Annotated in this window: 14 protein-coding genes; 6 read left to right on the top strand and 8 right to left on the bottom strand. The window is 71.7% G+C overall.

Going from position 1 to position 15085, the window contains the following annotated elements; translation table 11 throughout:
• Nucleotides 1-144 precede the first annotated feature (144 nt).
• The 7 genes from AB0I10_RS37125 to AB0I10_RS37155 form a co-directional block, all read right to left on the bottom strand.
• Nucleotides 145-1872 carry an ABC transporter ATP-binding protein gene (locus tag AB0I10_RS37125; RefSeq protein WP_363157166.1) on the bottom strand — a complete coding sequence of 576 codons (1728 nt, stop codon included), beginning with the start codon at nt 1870-1872 and terminating at the stop codon, nt 145-147.
• The gene (locus AB0I10_RS37130) at nt 1869-2858 is read right to left on the bottom strand and encodes an ABC transporter permease (protein ID WP_363157167.1); all 990 of its coding nucleotides are present in this window, start codon (nt 2856-2858) and stop codon (nt 1869-1871) included. The genes AB0I10_RS37125 and AB0I10_RS37130 overlap by 4 nt, the downstream gene beginning before the upstream one ends.
• Nucleotides 2855-3829, bottom strand: coding sequence for an ABC transporter permease (locus tag AB0I10_RS37135; protein ID WP_363157168.1), 975 nt, complete (start codon nt 3827-3829; stop codon nt 2855-2857). Before AB0I10_RS37135 ends, AB0I10_RS37130 begins: the two co-directional genes overlap by 4 nt.
• A gap of 15 nt (nt 3830-3844) precedes the next feature.
• Nucleotides 3845-5608 carry an ABC transporter substrate-binding protein gene (locus AB0I10_RS37140; protein ID WP_363157169.1) on the bottom strand — a complete coding sequence of 588 codons (1764 nt, stop codon included), beginning with the start codon at nt 5606-5608 and terminating at the stop codon, nt 3845-3847.
• A 166-nt stretch (nt 5609-5774) separates the two neighbouring features.
• Nucleotides 5775-5867 carry an Ms4533A family Cys-rich leader peptide gene (locus AB0I10_RS37145; RefSeq protein WP_363157170.1) on the bottom strand — a complete coding sequence of 31 codons (93 nt, stop codon included), beginning with the start codon at nt 5865-5867 and terminating at the stop codon, nt 5775-5777.
• A 78-nt stretch (nt 5868-5945) separates the two neighbouring features.
• Nucleotides 5946-7283, bottom strand: a complete 1338-nt coding sequence (locus AB0I10_RS37150) for a DUF3152 domain-containing protein (RefSeq protein WP_363157179.1) — start codon at nt 7281-7283, stop codon at nt 5946-5948.
• Between the two features lie 164 nt (nt 7284-7447).
• Nucleotides 7448-8494: an alpha/beta hydrolase gene (locus AB0I10_RS37155; RefSeq protein ID WP_363157171.1), complete on the bottom strand. Its 1047-nt coding sequence runs from the start codon at nt 8492-8494 to the stop codon at nt 7448-7450.
• Nucleotides 8495-8655: 161 nt separating this feature from the next.
• Here AB0I10_RS37155 and AB0I10_RS37160 point away from each other — a divergent pair, with 161 nt between their 5' ends.
• From AB0I10_RS37160 to AB0I10_RS37175, 4 genes are all read left to right on the top strand, one after another.
• The gene (locus AB0I10_RS37160; protein ID WP_363157172.1) at nt 8656-8874 is read left to right on the top strand and encodes a hypothetical protein; all 219 of its coding nucleotides are present in this window, start codon (nt 8656-8658) and stop codon (nt 8872-8874) included.
• A gap of 148 nt (nt 8875-9022) precedes the next feature.
• A complete protein-coding gene (locus tag AB0I10_RS37165; RefSeq protein ID WP_363157173.1) occupies nt 9023-9673 on the top strand; it encodes a TetR/AcrR family transcriptional regulator in 651 nt (216 codons plus the stop codon).
• A gap of 117 nt (nt 9674-9790) precedes the next feature.
• Nucleotides 9791-10018 carry a DUF3107 domain-containing protein gene (locus AB0I10_RS37170; RefSeq protein ID WP_363157174.1) on the top strand — a complete coding sequence of 76 codons (228 nt, stop codon included), beginning with the start codon at nt 9791-9793 and terminating at the stop codon, nt 10016-10018.
• A gap of 259 nt (nt 10019-10277) precedes the next feature.
• Nucleotides 10278-10568, top strand: a complete 291-nt coding sequence (locus tag AB0I10_RS37175) for a hypothetical protein (RefSeq protein ID WP_363157175.1) — start codon at nt 10278-10280, stop codon at nt 10566-10568.
• A gap of 153 nt (nt 10569-10721) precedes the next feature.
• Here the strand turns inward: AB0I10_RS37175 and AB0I10_RS37180 are convergent, their stop codons facing one another.
• Nucleotides 10722-11459 (bottom strand): ferritin-like fold-containing protein, encoded by a 738-nt coding sequence (locus AB0I10_RS37180; RefSeq protein ID WP_363157176.1) that lies wholly within the window; start codon nt 11457-11459, stop codon nt 10722-10724.
• A gap of 311 nt (nt 11460-11770) precedes the next feature.
• Here AB0I10_RS37180 and AB0I10_RS37185 point away from each other — a divergent pair, with 311 nt between their 5' ends.
• A complete protein-coding gene (locus AB0I10_RS37185) occupies nt 11771-13987 on the top strand; it encodes a DEAD/DEAH box helicase (protein ID WP_363157177.1) in 2217 nt (738 codons plus the stop codon).
• Nucleotides 13988-14108: 121 nt separating this feature from the next.
• Nucleotides 14109-14996, top strand: a complete 888-nt coding sequence (locus AB0I10_RS37190) for an alpha/beta hydrolase (RefSeq protein WP_363157178.1) — start codon at nt 14109-14111, stop codon at nt 14994-14996.
• Nucleotides 14997-15085: the final 89 nt, after the last annotated feature.

Below are 15085 nucleotides of genomic sequence, written 5' to 3' on the forward strand. Positions count from 1 at the left end.
GGCCGAAGCCCCAGGCCTGCGCCTGCAACGGGCTGGTCAGCACCTCGCCGGGTCCGGCGGCGACGGCGCCACGGGTCAGGATCCACAGCGGTGAACGCGCGTGACTTTCCACCCCGGAGAGCGTTTCGAAGCGCTATGTGACCACTACGCGACAGTTCGTAGTGTCCGCCGGTCGGCTCGTGGCGCCCGGCGTTCGACTCGTAGTGCCCGCCGTTCGGCGGCGACCTGCGGGTCGAGCACCGGAACGGCCGCCAGGAGGCCCTGGGTGTAGGGGTGTCGGGGCTCGTCGTACACGGCGTCGACCGGCCCCTCCTCGACGATCCGGCCGGCCCGCATCACCGCGACGCGGTCGCTCACCGCCCGGACGACCGCCAGATCGTGGGCGATGAAGACCAGCGAGAGGCCCAGCTCACGGCGGAGTTCGCCGAGCAGCTCCATGACCTGTGCCTGGGTCGTGACGTCCAGCGCGGAGACCGGTTCGTCGCAGACCAGCAGGCGGGGAGCGGGGGCGAGCGCCCGCGCGATGCCGACCCGCTGCCGCTGGCCGCCGCTGAACTCGTGCGGATAGCGGTGGTACCACGCCGGATCGAGCCCGACCCGCTCCAGCAGCTCCCGCGCACGCCGTACCACCCCGGCGTCGTCCAGCTCGCCGGCGGCGCGCAGCGGGTCGGCCACCGACTCGCCGATGGTGCGGCGCGGATTGAGCGAGGACACCGGGTCCTGGAAGACCATCTGCAACTCGCTGCGCAGCGGCCGCAGTTCGCGTTCCCCAAGGGCGCCGATCTCGCGGCCCCGGTAGCGCAGTGTTCCGGAGGTGGGGTCCAGCAGGCGTACGAGCATCCGGCCGACGGTCGTCTTGCCGCTGCCGGACTCGCCGACGAGGCCGAGGGTCTCGCCGGCCCGTACGGTCAGCGAGACATCCTCGACGGCGGTGGTGCGCGCACCCCGGCGCCCGAACTCCCGCCGCAGGCCGGTGGCTTCGAGCAGCGGCTCGGCGGGCACGGGAGCCGCGGGCGCGTCGGCCTTGTCGAGCGCCGGGGCCGCCGCCCGCTCCCGCACCGCATCCACGCGCGGCACCGCCGCCAGCAGTTCCTTGGTGTACGGCGCGCCCGGGGCGCTCAGCACCTCGCCGACGGGCCCGTGCTCGACGGCGCGCCCGGCCCGCATCACCAGTACCTCGTCGACGCTCCCGGCGACCACGCCGAGGTCGTGGGTGACGAGGATCAGGCCCATGCCCGTCTCGGCGCGCAGCTCGTGCAGCAGATCGAGGATCTGGGCCTGGACGGTGACGTCCAGCGCGGTGGTCGGCTCGTCGGCGATCACCAGCCGCGGCTCGCAGGCCAGCGCCATCGCGATCAGGGCCCGCTGCCGCATCCCGCCGCTGAACTCGTGCGGGCGGGAGCGGGCGCGGCGGGCCGCGTCCGCGATGCCGACCCGGTCCAGCGCGTCGACGGCACGGGCCCGCGCGGCGCGCCGCGAGGCGTCCGGCCGGTGCACCCGGTAGACCTCGGCGATCTGGTCGCCGATGGCGTAGTACGGGTCCAGGGAGGACAGCGGGTCCTGGAAGACCATCGCGGCCGTTCCGCCGCGCAGCCGGCGCAGTGCCGGCTCCGGTGCGGCGAGGACGTCCAGGCCGTCGACCCGGACCGTGCCGTCGACCCGGGCGCCGGTTCCCCGGTGCAGGTCGAGCAGGGCGGCGGCGACGGTGGACTTGCCGGATCCCGACTCCCCCACGATGCCCAGCGCGCGGCCGGGCGCGAGCGTGAACGAGAGCCCGTCGACGGCGCGTACGCCGGCGTCGGCGTCCGCTGCGCCCTCGCCGGCCGGGAAGGTGATCGCGAGGTCGGCGACCTCGACCAGTTCGGCGGTCACGTCAGGCTCACCCTTCGGTCGGCGAGTGCGTACAGGACATCCGCGACGGCGTTGGCGAGGACCACGGCCGCGCCGATGCCGAGCACCGCTCCGACGACCACCGGCAGGTCCACCGTCCGCACGGAATGGACCAGCAGCTGGCCGATGCCGGGCAGGCCGAACAGCGTCTCGGTGAGCATCGCGCCGCCGAACATCGTGCCGAGGTCGATGGCGTTGAGCGCGATGACGGGCGGCAGCGCACCGCGCAGGGCGTGCCGGCCGATGACGGAGCGCTCGCGCACGCCGTACGCGCGGAAGGTGCGGATATGGTCCTCGGCCAGCGTCTCCAGGGTCGAGGAGCGGGTCAGCCGCGCGTATTTGGCGGATTCCAGCAGGGCCAGGGCCGTCCAGGGCAGCAGCAGATTCCAGGCCCATTGCTCGGGGTCCTCGGACAGCGGCACATACGTCGGGAACGGCAGCCACTGGAGAGTGGCGCAGAACAGCATCAGCAGCAGGAGTCCGGTGATGAAGACCGGGGTGGCGGTGCCGGTCAGGGTGAGCGCGGTCAGCACCCGCTCGGTCGGTCCGCCGCGGCGCAGCGCGGATAGCAGCCCGGTGCCGACGCCGAGCAGTAGCCACAGCACCATCGCGCCGAACGCGAGGGAGGCGGTGACCGGCAGGCGGGCGGAGAGCAGCTCGGTGACCGGCTGTTCGTTCTGGTAGGAGAGGCCGAAGCAGGGCGCCTGGCAGTGCAGTACGCCGGTTCCGGTGGAGTAGTCGCGGCCCGTGACGACGCCCTGCAGAAAGTGCAGATACTGCGCCAACAACGGTTCGTTCAGGCCGAGTTGAGCACGCACCTGGCTGATCTGCGCGGCGTCGCAGCGCGGTCCGCAGGCGAGTTTCGCGGGGTCGCCGGGCGCGACGTAGAAGAGCAGGTAGACGAGGACGGACAGCAGGAAGAGGACGATCAGCGCGCCGCCCAGCCTGCGCAGGACATAGCCGGTCATACGGCCGCTCCTTTGCTCTCCTCAGCCGTACGCTTCGCGCTCCGGGAGCCGCCGCGCGTCCCGACCCGCAGCCGTGACCGCTCGCGCGGGTCGAGCGCGGTGCGGACCGCGTCACCGAGCACGGTGAACGCGAGGACCGTCACGAACAGGCAGGCCGCCGGCAGCAGTACGTACATCGGGTCGGCGCGGAACCATGTCGTGGCCGTGGACAGCATCTGGCCCCAGGACGACGTGGGCGGTCTGACGCCGATGCCCAGGAAGGACAGCGACGCCTCGACCACGATGTTGGAGGGCACCAGGATCGCCGCGTAGGTGATCACCGGTGCGGCCAGTGCGGGCAGCAGCTCACGCCGGGCCACCCGCCAGGGCCGCGAGCCGCCGAGCCGGGCCGCCGCGACGTAGTCCAGCTTCTTCAGGGACAGCGTCTGGGCCCGCACGATCCGCGAGGTGCCGCCCCAGTTCAGCAGCCCGATGACGATGACCAGCAGCAGCGGGCGGGGGAAGCCGGCCGGTACGACGGCGGTCAGCGCGACGCCGAAGACCAGCATCGGCAGCGCCACCATCACATCGGTGAAGCGGGACAGGACGGTGTCGACGAGCCGGCTGCCGAAGCCGGCCGCCAGGCCCACCATGACGCCGATCAGCACCTGGACGACGGTGGCGCCGAGGGCGACCAGCAGCGAGACCCGGGCGCCGTACAGCAGCCGGGAGAAGAGATCGCGGCCGGTGCCCGGTTCGACGCCCAGCCAGTGGTCGCCGCTGATCCCGCCGTACGCGCCGATCGGCACCCCGCCGCGCGCCGAGTCGACGAGGTCGTCGTGGTAGGTGGTGGGGTCCTGGCCCGCCAGCGCCGACAACAGCGGCGCGGCGAGGGCGAGGAGGGCCAGCACCACGAGTACGGCGGCGGCCGCGACGGCCGACGGGCGGGCACGCAACCGCCGCCATACTCCGGTTTCCTGAAGATCACTCACAGTGTGTTGCCGGCCCTACTTGACCGCGACCTGCGAGATGTCGAGCACGCCATCCCAGTCGCTGATCACGATGTTCTTGACGTCCTTGCCGTAGAGCCGCTTGTAGACGGGGTGGAAGAGCGGCACGGACACGGCCTTTTCGCCGATCTTGTGGTCCAGGGCCCCCCAGCGCTTGGCGGCCGCTTCCAGGTCGGTCAGCTTGTTGATCTCGTCGATCTCGTGGTTGACGGCCGGGTCGTCGAGCTGTGCGTGGTTGAAGTTGTAGGCGTCCTCGACGATCTGCCGCCCGTCGAAGATCGGCGCGAGGAACGGGCCACCGGAAGGCCAGTCGGCACCCCAGCGGGAGATGAAGAAGCCGGGCTCGTCCTTGATGCTGTGGATCTTGTCCTTGTAGTCGTTGTCCTCCAGGCCGGCCAGTTTGACGGTGATACCGGCCTTCTTCAGCGCTTCCTGGACGGCGGTGGCGACTTCCGGACTGGTCTCGAAGTTCTTGGCGGTGGAGTGGGTGAGCGTGATGGTCAGCCCGTCCTCGTAGCCCGCCTCCTTCAGCAATTCCTTGGCCTTGCCGGGATTTCCGGTCTTTCCGGCCGGGAAGGGGTCGGCGGGCGTATAGCCGAAGGACTTCTGATTGGGCAGGAAGGTGGTGGCGGGCTCGGCGAGCGAAGAGCCGCCGGCCGCGTTCACCACGCTCCGGCGGTTGACGGCATGGGAAATCGCCTTCCGCACCTTCGGGTTGTCGAAGGGCTTCACCTTCGGGTTGAAGGCGAGGTAAGTGGTGTAGCCGAAGTGACCGGTGCCGACCCGCTTCTGGAGTTCCTCGTCATCGTCTGTCTGGGCGAGTTCGGCGGGCCCGAGGTTGGTGTCGGTGGTGACCGCGGCGGCGTCGGCGCCCGAGCCGGTCGACAGCCGCTGGTTGATGACGGCGGAGTCGAGCCCCGACCGCACATCGACGGTGTCGGGGTAGGCGTGCCGCTCTTTGTCCGTCACCTCCGACCAGTGCTCATTGCGCTTCAGGACGAGGCGCTCGCCGTCCCCGGTGTTCTTGACGACCTTGTACGGGCCGGAGGACACCGGGTGTTCCTCGTACTTCGTCCCGGTGTCCTTCTTCCGCGGCACCGGCGCGAACTGGGTCTGCGACGCCAGCAGCGGGAATTCCCCTTCGGGCTTCTTCAGATGGAAGACGATGGTTTTGTCGTCCGGCGTCTCGATCGACTTCAGCCCGCCCTTGGACGTGTCCTTGTACGGGCCCTCGTACGTATCGCCGCCGACCAGCCAGTCCCGCAAATAGGGTGCGCCGCCGGACAGTTCCGCGGCGAAGGACCGCTCGATTCCGTATTTGATGTCGGCGCTCGTGATCGGCGACCCGTCCTCGAACTTCAGGCCGTCCTTGAGGGTGTAGGTCCACACGGTGGCGTTCTTGCTGGGCCGCCCGGTGTCGGTGGCGAGATCCGGCACCGCCTTGGCGCCGGCCACGCCGTTCTCCCGATTGCGGGTGGTCAGCGTACGGAAGACCAGCGTCGGCACCTTGCCGCCACCGGACGTGTACAGCCGCGCGGGGTCGAAGTCGGTCTGCGGCTCGGAGTTCAGGACGGTCAGCGTGCCGCCCTTCTTCGGCGCGTCACCCGCGCCGCCCTGGGCGCCGCCGTCCTCAGGCCCGCAGGCGACGGCGCCGACGGCCAGCGCGACGGTGGCGGCGGCCGCAGCCACCCTGCGGGCGGTGGCTGATGGTTGACGGGAACGGGAACGGGAACGGGGATGGCGCGGGGCCGGCTCGGCCATGACGAAGATCGCCTTTCGCAGCAAGGTGCACCCGCAAAAGGCGGCAGGGAAGGGCGCGTGACGCGCGAGGCCGCCCCTGCGGACACGTAGAAAGAGAGTTACGCGGATACGCGGGGGAATGCCCCGGTCCGGAGATCACTCGTCACGGAACCGGGGGAAGCGGGCCTCAGCGACAGTCGATGTCGGCCACGGACTGCACGGACACGCCGAGCAGCGCCAGCTCTATGGCGGCGTGTTCGACGGCGTGACGGTGCGGCATGCGCAGATCATGGAACGAACATTCGCATCCTGGCAACGTGTCTCACGATGAGAGACACTCCGTCTCATCCCCCGTGGGTCACCGCTCGGTGGGAAACGGCCAGGAGTTGGGCCGGCAGGTCGCGCCGTCCGTCGTCAGGAACTTGGTCTGCTGCATCATGACGGGCGCCAACGCGCCCTGCCGGGAGCAGGCCTCGTGGTCGCGCCCGAGCCGGTGGCCGACCTCGTGATTGATCAGCATCTGGCGGTAGGCATGCATCCGCTCGTCGCCGTAGGTCTTCGCGCCCTGCGCCCAGCGGTAAGCGTTGATCATGACGCGTTCGGTCGCCGCCGAATCGCAGGAGACATTGTCCTCGGTGGTGTCCAGACTGGACTTCGCACACCATGCGGCGGTGGTCCCCGGGCTCGCCAGCGTGATCACGAAGTCGGCGTCGCCCGACCCCACCCGCTGGAATGCCCGCTGCCCGCCGTGCGCCCAACTCCGGTCGTCGTTCAGGGTCTTGTGCACCGCGTCGGCGAAGAGCTCGCCGTCCAGCGGCAGTCCCTCCTCGACATCGACGCGATAGCGCAGCACCGTCCCCCGGCCCGGCGCCTTGGCGTCGCCGCCGGTCGCCTTGAAGCGGCCGGTGGCCGTCAGCTTCGCGTCCAGCGGGAAGACCTGTGCCATCTTCTGGTCGTACGTGGCGGGCTTGGCGTCCTGCGTCGGCCGGGGATGCGACCGGGAGGCCTCGTCGTCGGTGCCGTCCGCACGGTCCGGCCCGCTCCGCGCCTGTGCCGAGTCGCCGTCGTTGTGCTGGTCGGCGACCTGGCCGGCGATGACCACGGCGAGCACCGTCGTGACGGCGGCGGCCGCGGCACCGGTGAACGTCCGGCCCTTGGCGCCCTTCCTGCCGCCCGGCTGCTCCTCGTCATCGTCCAACGGCGCGGTACCGTCCGGGTCCGCCGGACCGCCGAACTCCGCGCCCGCCGCGCCCAGTTCGGCGCGCCGGTCCAGTTCGTCGATCTCGTCCCGGTCGAAGACCACCGACCGCCCGGTGAACCGGCCGCCGGCCGGCAGCCCGTCCGCACCGGGCCCGCCCGCCGAAGGGGCCCCGGCGCGCGGGCCCGCCCCGGGCGCACCGGCCCGGAACACATCGTCGTCGGCGAAGGCATCGAGGTAGTCGCGGCGCGGCCCGCTCGGCGACGGGCCCTGCGGAGTGCCCAGGGGCGTGCCGAATCCCACCGGGCCGGTGACCGGTCCGCCGGGCGGACCGCTCGCCATCCCGCCGGACGGCCCGAACCCGCCCACGCCGCCCACGCCGGCCGCACCCGCCGCACGCGGACGGGGAACCCTCGGCGTGCCCTGCGCGGGCGTCGCCGCCGGGGACGCGCCCCAGCCTCCGCCCGGCTCACGCTGTTCGGGGTGGCCGCCGCGCACCCCGTCGCCCGGCGGCCCGGCCGGCGCACGCCGTCGCCTTCCCAGCCCCGGAGCGGGTACCACCCCGCCGGGGGCACGGGGCACATCGGCCGGATCGGCGGTCTCCGGACCGTCTGCTGCGGTCGCCGGTCCGGGCCGGCGGCTATGGCGTCCCACTGGCCCTGTCAGCTCCTGCCCGCGTCGGCGGTTATCCCGGTCGGTCCGGTCCTGCCGCGTTCGGTCGTCTCACCGTCGAGCAGGTCGCGGAATGCCCGCGCCACCGCCTCCGGATACTCCATCATCGCCACGTGCCCCGCCTCCGGCAGTGTCAGCAGCCGCGAACCGCGGAACGCCGCGGCCGCCCGCCGCGCCATCCGGTAGGAGACCAGGCGGTCGCGTCCACCGTAGACGAGAAGGGCCGGCGCCAGGACGCGCTCTGCCTGACGCCACAAATTGTGCTGCCCGCCGAGCGTGTAGGCGTTCACCAACCCGCGTGCGGAACGCTCCATCACCTCCCAGAAATAGGGGAGTTCGAGCCGCCGCGCGAATTCGTCGACCGCGGAGTTGAACCCTTCGGGGGTGACCCGGGCGGGGTTGCCGTAACAGAGCGCCAACACCTCGCGGGTGCGGCGCTCGGGCGTCCAGTCGTGGGTGATCCGGCCGAAGAGCCGGGCGATGCCGGGGACCGCGAGCAGCGCGGTGGGCACCGCGGTCAGCTGCGGCCGCAGCTCGGGCAGCGCCGGCGAGACCAGCGTCAGCGTACGGACGAGGTCCGGGCGTACCGCCGCCACACGGGTCGACACGGCGCCGCCGAGCGAGTTGCCGATGAGGTGGACCCCCGTACGCCTGCCGCGCCCGGACGCGTCGAGATAGCGGATGACCGCGCGTGCCTGCGCCGAGACGGAGTAGTTGCCGTCGGCCGGCGGCGGCGAGGCGCCGAATCCGGGCAGGTCCAGGGCCTCACCGTCGACCCGGTCGGCGAGCAGCGGCATCAGGGCGGACCAGTTCCGCGAGGAGCCGCCGAGGCCGTGGACGTAGAGCGCGCGCTCGCGGGTCTCCCCGTCGCCGTCCTGCCCCGAGGGCGTCCCGGCCGGTGCTCTCACCGTCAGCGTGAGGCCCGGCAGGGTCACGGACCGCACCGTCTCCTCCACGCCCGCCCGGGAGCCGGGGCCGGCTGGCGGCACCGGGAGGGCGGCGGCGGTCCTGGTGTCCGGCGACTCGGTCGAAGACATGGAGTCGATGTTACGAGACGATCACGCCCCCGATTGTGTGTTCGCGGTCACACACCGCATCGCGCTGCCGCGGCCACTCTCCTACGCTCGTACCTAGGGCACCGCCCCGGCCCCTGCTTCCTGCCCAGGCACAGGCCGTGAACGCGAGAGAGGGAGCCACCATGCCCGTCGACCCGTCCGATCCGGAGACCTTTGAGGAAGACGAGAGCACGACCGAGTACGACGTGGAGGCGCCGGAAGCGGACGCCGCGGAACAGCACGCCGACCTCGCGCCGCAGTCCGACGAGTCCCCGACCGGCGCCGACCCCGACTCCGCGAACGAGGCGGATCGCGCCGAACAGGCCCGCGTCATAGAACTCAACGAAGACGAATACCGATGACCTGGGCCGTTATGTCGCCTTACCGCGGCGTTCCCGGACAGAATTTCTCGGCTCCGACCGCCCACAGCCGGGTTACCCAAAAGTACGATGGCGGGCGCGGTGCGCCATCTTGGGCGGGCCGCGTACGGAACGATTTCTGGGAGGCAGCGTGAGCGCCATCGAGCAGACCGAGGCGGCGCGCCCGCGGGGCACACGCCTGCCACGCCGCGCCCGGCGCAACCAGCTTCTGGGCGCTGCCCAGGAAGTGTTCGTCGCGCAGGGCTACCACTCCGCCGCGATGGACGACATCGCCGAGCGGGCGGGCGTCAGCAAGCCGGTGCTCTACCAGCACTTCCCGGGCAAGCTGGAGCTCTACCTGGCGCTGCTGGACCAGCACTGCGAGTCGCTGCTGCAGTCGGTGCGGACCGCGCTGGAGTCGACGACCGACAACAAGCAGCGGGTCGCCGCGACGATGGACGCCTACTTCGCGTATGTCGAGGACCCGGGCGGCGCCTTCCGGCTGGTCTTCGAGTCGGACCTGACCAATGAGCCGGCCGTCCGCGAGCGGGTGGACAAGGTCTCACTGGAGTGCGCCGAGGCCATCAGCGCGGTGATCGCCGAGGACACCGGCCTGTCGCAGAACGAGTCGATGCTGCTGGCCGTGGGCCTGGGCGGGGTCTCCCAGGTGGTGGCGCGCTACTGGCTCTCCTCGAAGAGCACGGTGCCGCGCGACACCGCGGTGCAACTGCTGACATCCCTCGCCTGGCGGGGCATCGCCGGTTTCCCGCTGCACGCCACCGAGGCGCCCCAACAACACTGACCTTGTTCGCTGCGGGCGTTGCCCGGAGCGTCCTGTCCGTCCTCGTACCGGGCTAATGTGTGCTGCGTACGGCGCGGATCGCCGCGTACCTAACTGACCGTCGGAGGGACATAAGCCGTGGAGGTCAAGATCGGCGTGCAGCACGCGCCCCGCGAGATCATTCTTGAGAGCGGGCAGTCTGCCGAGGATGTCGAGCGCGCGGTGGCTGACGCGCTGGACGGCAAGTCAACTCTGCTGAGCCTCGTGGACGACCACGGTCGCAAGGTCCTGGTCCCGTCGGACCGGCTGGCCTACGTGGAGATCGGCGAGCCGACCACCCGCAAGGTCGGGTTCGGCACGCTCTGAGCATCGCGGCGGACGCACACGACGACCGCCGAGGACAAGGGCGGCGGCCCGGAGGACTTCCCTCCGGGCCGCCGCCTTTTCCGTTCCCGGCCGCGACCGCCGCCCCGCCCGCGGCCCGTGCCCGCCGTTCGCGTCGTTCCCGATGCGCTGATCAGGCAGGGGACCGAGAGCGGGAGGGTTGCTGGCGGTGCCCCTTGGGTACGACCGCCTACGACCGATTTGTTCGTCCTATCGGCCGTGCCCCGCGGGAGGGAACAGCATGATCTGGGAAGCACTCGGCGCCGTGATCGTCGGCTTTGTCATCGCCCTGGCCGCCACGCGATGGCTGTCCGGCCGCTTCGCCTCGCGCACCCTGACGCTGGCCACCGGCCCGGTCGCCGCGCTGTTCGGCGCGCTGCTGACCCAGTCGATCCTCGGCCCCGGCCATCCCGTCCAGGTCCTGGTCGCCGCGCTGGCCATGGGCGCGGCGCTGCTCTCGGTCCTGATCCGCCCGCCGCGCAACCGGCTGCGCCGGTCGGCGGCCCCGCTGAAAGGCCACCGGACGGCCTGACGACACCCGTCGGACCTCGTGACCGCGGCCCCGATGGGGGCACCTCCCGCTTGAGCGCAGCCGAGAGTGGGGGACGCAAACGGACCGGCGCCCCCGAAGGCCGCCGGTCCGCTCGTCAGACCCGTACGCAGATGTCCGTGACCCGGATGCGGGTTACGCAGCCAGGCCCAGCGCCGCCATCCGCTTGGTGTGCGCCTCGGTGATCCGCGAGAACATCCGCCCCACCTCGGCCAGATCGAAGCCGTCGGCCACGCCGCCCACCAGCATCGTGGACAGCGAGTCGCGCTCCGCGACGACGCGCTGCGCCTGCGAGAGCGCCTCGCCCATCAGCCGCCGCGCCCACAGCGCCAGCCGCCCGCCGACCCGCGGCTCGGCCTCGATCGCCGCACGGACCTTCTCCACGGCGAACGACGCATGCCCGGTGTCGTCCAGTACGGCCAGCACGAGACTGCGGGTGTCGGAGTCCAGCCGGGCCGCGACCTCACGGTAGAAGTCACTGGCGATCGAGTCGCCGACATACGCCTTGACCAGGCCCTCCAGCCAGTCCGACGGCGCGGTCTGGCGGTGGAACTCGTCCAGCGCGGCTGCGAACGGCTCCATCGCCTCGTTCGGCTCCGCCTCGATCTGCGCGAGCCGCTCCCGCAGCCGCTCGAAATGGTGGAATTCGGCCGAGGCCATCTTGGCCAGTTCGGCCTTGTCGTCCATCGTCGGCGCGAGCTTGGCGTCCTCGGCGAGACGCTCGAAGGCGGACAGCTCGCCGTATGCGAGCGCGCCGAGCAGATCGATCACGGCTGCCCGGTAGTGCGGGTCGGCGGATGCCTGCGCCCAGTCCTGGGCAGCGATCCCGGTGTGTTCTTGAGCGTCAGCGGCGGCGTTGTCAGGCGTTCCCATGACCGGCACAATAGCCCGCTCAGCGGCCCGGGGAAGGCCCTGGCCAGCCACTCCCCGTTCACCCGTACGAACGTCCGTCCGACCCGCCGGGTGCGCGTCCGCTCGCGCAGTGATGAATTCCTCACCCATACAAGTCTTCGGATGCCGGGACGCATCCGGGGTACAGTGCTATGAGACCTACCGAGTTTCGGTAGGTCGTTCCACGAATGCGGATGCCCGGTCGGTGGCCCGATCGGCTCCAAACCGACCGCCCTCCCTCGCGGCGCGTACGAGACGTACGCACAGCAGGAGGGACACCGCTCGCGGCAGGAGTGCCTGAGCGTTGGCAGTGGTCCCGCGCCATCCGGCTCTTTCAGGTCGGCCCCCGTACGAACCCGTACGACGGCACGGTACGACCCCCTTCGCCGCCTCACGCCGCGTCTCACAGAAGAGGCAAGATTCTGTCTACGTTCCGAGAGCTCGGGATTTTCCCCGAGACCGCCGAGGCCCTTGAAGCCGTCGGCATCATTTCCCCCTTTCCCATCCAGGAGCTGACGCTCCCCGTCGCCCTCTCCGGCAGCGACGTCATCGGCCAGGCCAAGACCGGCACCGGCAAGACCCTGGGCTTCGGCCTGCCGCTCCTGGAGCGCGTCACGGTCCCCGTCGATGTCGAGGTCGGCCGCGCCAAGCCCGAGCAGCTGACCGAGGCCCCGCAGGCCCTCGTCGTCGTGCCCACCCGCGAGCTGTGCCAGCAGGTCACCAACGACCTGCTCACCGCCGGCAAGGTGCGTAACGTCCGGGTGCTGGCCATCTATGGCGGCCGTGCGTACGAGCCGCAGGTCGAGGCGCTGAAGAAGGGCGTCGACGTCGTCGTCGGTACGCCCGGCCGGCTGCTCGACCTCGCGGGCCAGAAGAAGCTCAACCTCTCCCAGGTCAAGAGCCTGGTACTGGACGAGGCCGACGAGATGCTCGACCTGGGCTTCCTGCCCGACGTCGAGAAGATCATCCAGCTGCTGCCGGCCAAGCGGCAGACGATGCTGTTCTCCGCGACCATGCCCGGCCAGGTCATCTCGCTGGCCCGCCGCTACATGTCGCAGCCCACGCACATCCGCGCCACCGCGCCGGACGACGAGGGCCAGACCGTCGCCAACACCACCCAGCACGTGTTCCGCGCGCACTCCATGGACAAGCCGGAGATGGTCTCGCGCATCCTCCAGGCCGAGGGCCGCGGCCTGGCGATGGTGTTCTGCCGTACGAAGCGGACCGCCGCCGACATCGCCGACCAGCTCTCCCGGCGCGGCTTCGCGTCCGGTGCGGTGCACGGTGACCTCGGCCAGGGCGCCCGCGAGCAGGCGCTGCGCGCCTTCCGCAACGGCAAGGTCGATGTCCTGGTCTGCACCGACGTCGCCGCCCGCGGCATCGACGTCGAGGGTGTGACACATGTCATCAACTACCAGTCGCCCGAGGACGAGAAAACCTATCTGCACCGCATCGGCCGTACCGGCCGCGCGGGTGCCAAGGGCACCGCGGTCACCCTCGTCGACTGGGACGACATCCCGCGCTGGAAGCTGATCAACAAGGCGCTGGACCTGCCGTTCGACGAGCCGGAGGAGACCTACTCCACCTCGCCGCACCTCTACGAGCTGCTCGGCATCCCCGAGGGCACCAAGGGCGTCCTGCCGCGTGCCGAGCGCACCCGGGCCGGGCTGGCCGCCGAAGAGGTCGAGGACCTCGGCGAGACCGGCGGCCGCGGGCGTGGGCCGCGCAAGCCGGCGGCCGCCGTGGTCGAGGAGGAGCGTCCCCAGCGGACCCGTACGCCGCGGCAGCGGCGGCGGACGCGGGGCGGTTCGCCGCTGGACGATGCCGCCGGCTCGCAGGGCTCCGCTGACTCCGCGGCGAAGGACGCCGGCTCCGTGGACGCCGCTGAGGGCTCTGAGAGCCCGGCCGAGCCGCGCCAGCCCCGGCGCCGTCGTCGCACCCGTGGCGCGGCCGCTTCGGCCGCCGTCGCCGCACCCGAGGCCACGGATGCGGTCGCGGCCTCGGAGAGCGCCGCAGCGGTCGCCGAGGACGGGGGCACCTCCCGTGCCGTCAAGGCCGACGAGGCCACCGAGGCGCCCGCCAAGCCGCGTCGCCGTCGCACCCGGAGCGCCGTCAAGGCCGCTGCGGAGACCGTGCAGGCCGTCGAGACGGTGGTCGACACCGTGACCGCCGAGGCGCCCGCCAAGCCGAAGCGGACGCGTACCCGCAAGGCCGCCGCTGCCGAGCCGGCCGCCGAGGCCGCCGTGGACACAGCCGAGCCCGGCGCGGACGCCGCCCCGGCCAAGCCGAAGCGCACCCGCACCCGTAAGACCGCCGCGAAGTCCGAGGTGGTCGAGGCGGCCGCCGAGGACGCGCCGGTCAAGCCGAAGCGGACGCGTACCCGTAAGGCCGCGGCTGCCGAGCCGGCCGCGGAGGCCGCCGTGGACGCCGTGGACGCCACCGAGGCCAAGCCGGTACGACGCCGTACGCGCGCCAAGGCCGCAGTGGCCGAGGCGACGCCCGAAAGCTGATCCGAGCGATCGGAAGGCCCGGACCCCGCAGCATGCGGGTGCCGGGCCTTCGGCGTTCCCAGGGCGGCCGCCGCCACGGGCGATGGGCCGGCCGGCGCCCCTGCCCCGATAGCCTCATCCCATGAGCAGGCCGCCCACCCTCACACTGCCCCCGTGCGCCCACGCGTACCGACTCGACACCGAGCGCGGCGCGTTCGCCGTGCACGACGCCCGGCCCGATGGCGCACCGATCGGTACCGCCCTGCTGGTGCCCGGTTTCACCGGCAGCAAGGAGGACTTCATCGCGCTGCTCGCGCCGCTCGCCGCCGCCGGGTTCCGGGCGGTCGCCGTGGACGGCCGAGGGCAGTTCGAAACTCCTGGGCCGCACGACGAAGTCGCCTACGCTCAGGGCGAGTTGGCGCTCGACGTGCTGGCTCAGGCGCGCGCCGTACAGGATGCCGACGGCGGGCCGGTTCATCTCCTGGGGCACTCCCTGGGCGGTCTGGTCACCCGCGCCGCCGTGCTGCGCGACCCGGCTCCGTTCCGTTCGCTCACCGTGCTCAGTTCCGGCCCCGCCGCCATCGACGCGTCCCAGCAGGCCCGGGTGCGGATGCTGATCGAGGCGCTCGGCATGCTGGACAAGGAGACGGTCTGGCAGAAGATGCGGGAGCTGGATCCTCCAGAGGCCGCGGACGCGGCGACACCGCCGGAGATCGGCGCGTTTCTGCACCGCCGCTGGCTGAACACCGTCCCCGAGCAACTGATCGCGACCGGCCGGCAGATGCTCCACGAGCCGGACCGGGTCACGGAACTGGCGGCCGTACCGCTGCCCAAGCATGTGGTCTCCGGCGCCGTCGACTACGCCTGGCCGGTGCCGCTGATGGACGCGATGGCCGAGCGGCTGTCCGCCCGCCGCACCGTCATCGAGGGCGCGGAACACTCCCCCAACGCCGAGCAGCCACAGGCCACGGCCGCGGCGCTGACCGGATTCTGGGGTGCCGTGGGCCAGGTGGCGGCGGACAGGCCCTAGGTGTATTGATCACGAGCGTTGTTGACACTTGCCGGGCTTGATCATGGCGAAGACCTCCGGTGTGGTGGAGCTGTCTAGGACTGCACCGC

The sequence above is a fragment of the Streptomyces sp. NPDC050636 genome (assembly GCF_040654775.1).
Lineage (GTDB): Bacteria > Actinomycetota > Actinomycetes > Streptomycetales > Streptomycetaceae > Streptomyces.

Coding starts and splice junctions, on each gene's coding strand:
- AB0I10_RS37140 (WP_363157169.1), bottom strand. CDS start 5,608: ATGGCCGAGCCGGCCCCGCGCCATCCCCGTTCCCGTTCCCGTTCCCGT.
- AB0I10_RS37130 (WP_363157167.1), bottom strand. CDS start 2,858: ATGACCGGCTATGTCCTGCGCAGGCTGGGCGGCGCGCTGATCGTCCTC.
- AB0I10_RS37145 (WP_363157170.1), bottom strand. CDS start 5,867: ATGCCGCACCGTCACGCCGTCGAACACGCCGCCATAGAGCTGGCGCTG.
- AB0I10_RS37160 (WP_363157172.1), top strand. CDS start 8,656: ATGCCCGTCGACCCGTCCGATCCGGAGACCTTTGAGGAAGACGAGAGC.
- AB0I10_RS37190 (WP_363157178.1), top strand. CDS start 14,109: ATGAGCAGGCCGCCCACCCTCACACTGCCCCCGTGCGCCCACGCGTAC.
- AB0I10_RS37175 (WP_363157175.1), top strand. CDS start 10,278: ATGATCTGGGAAGCACTCGGCGCCGTGATCGTCGGCTTTGTCATCGCC.
- AB0I10_RS37180 (WP_363157176.1), bottom strand. CDS start 11,459: ATGGGAACGCCTGACAACGCCGCCGCTGACGCTCAAGAACACACCGGG.
- AB0I10_RS37155 (WP_363157171.1), bottom strand. CDS start 8,494: ATGTCTTCGACCGAGTCGCCGGACACCAGGACCGCCGCCGCCCTCCCG.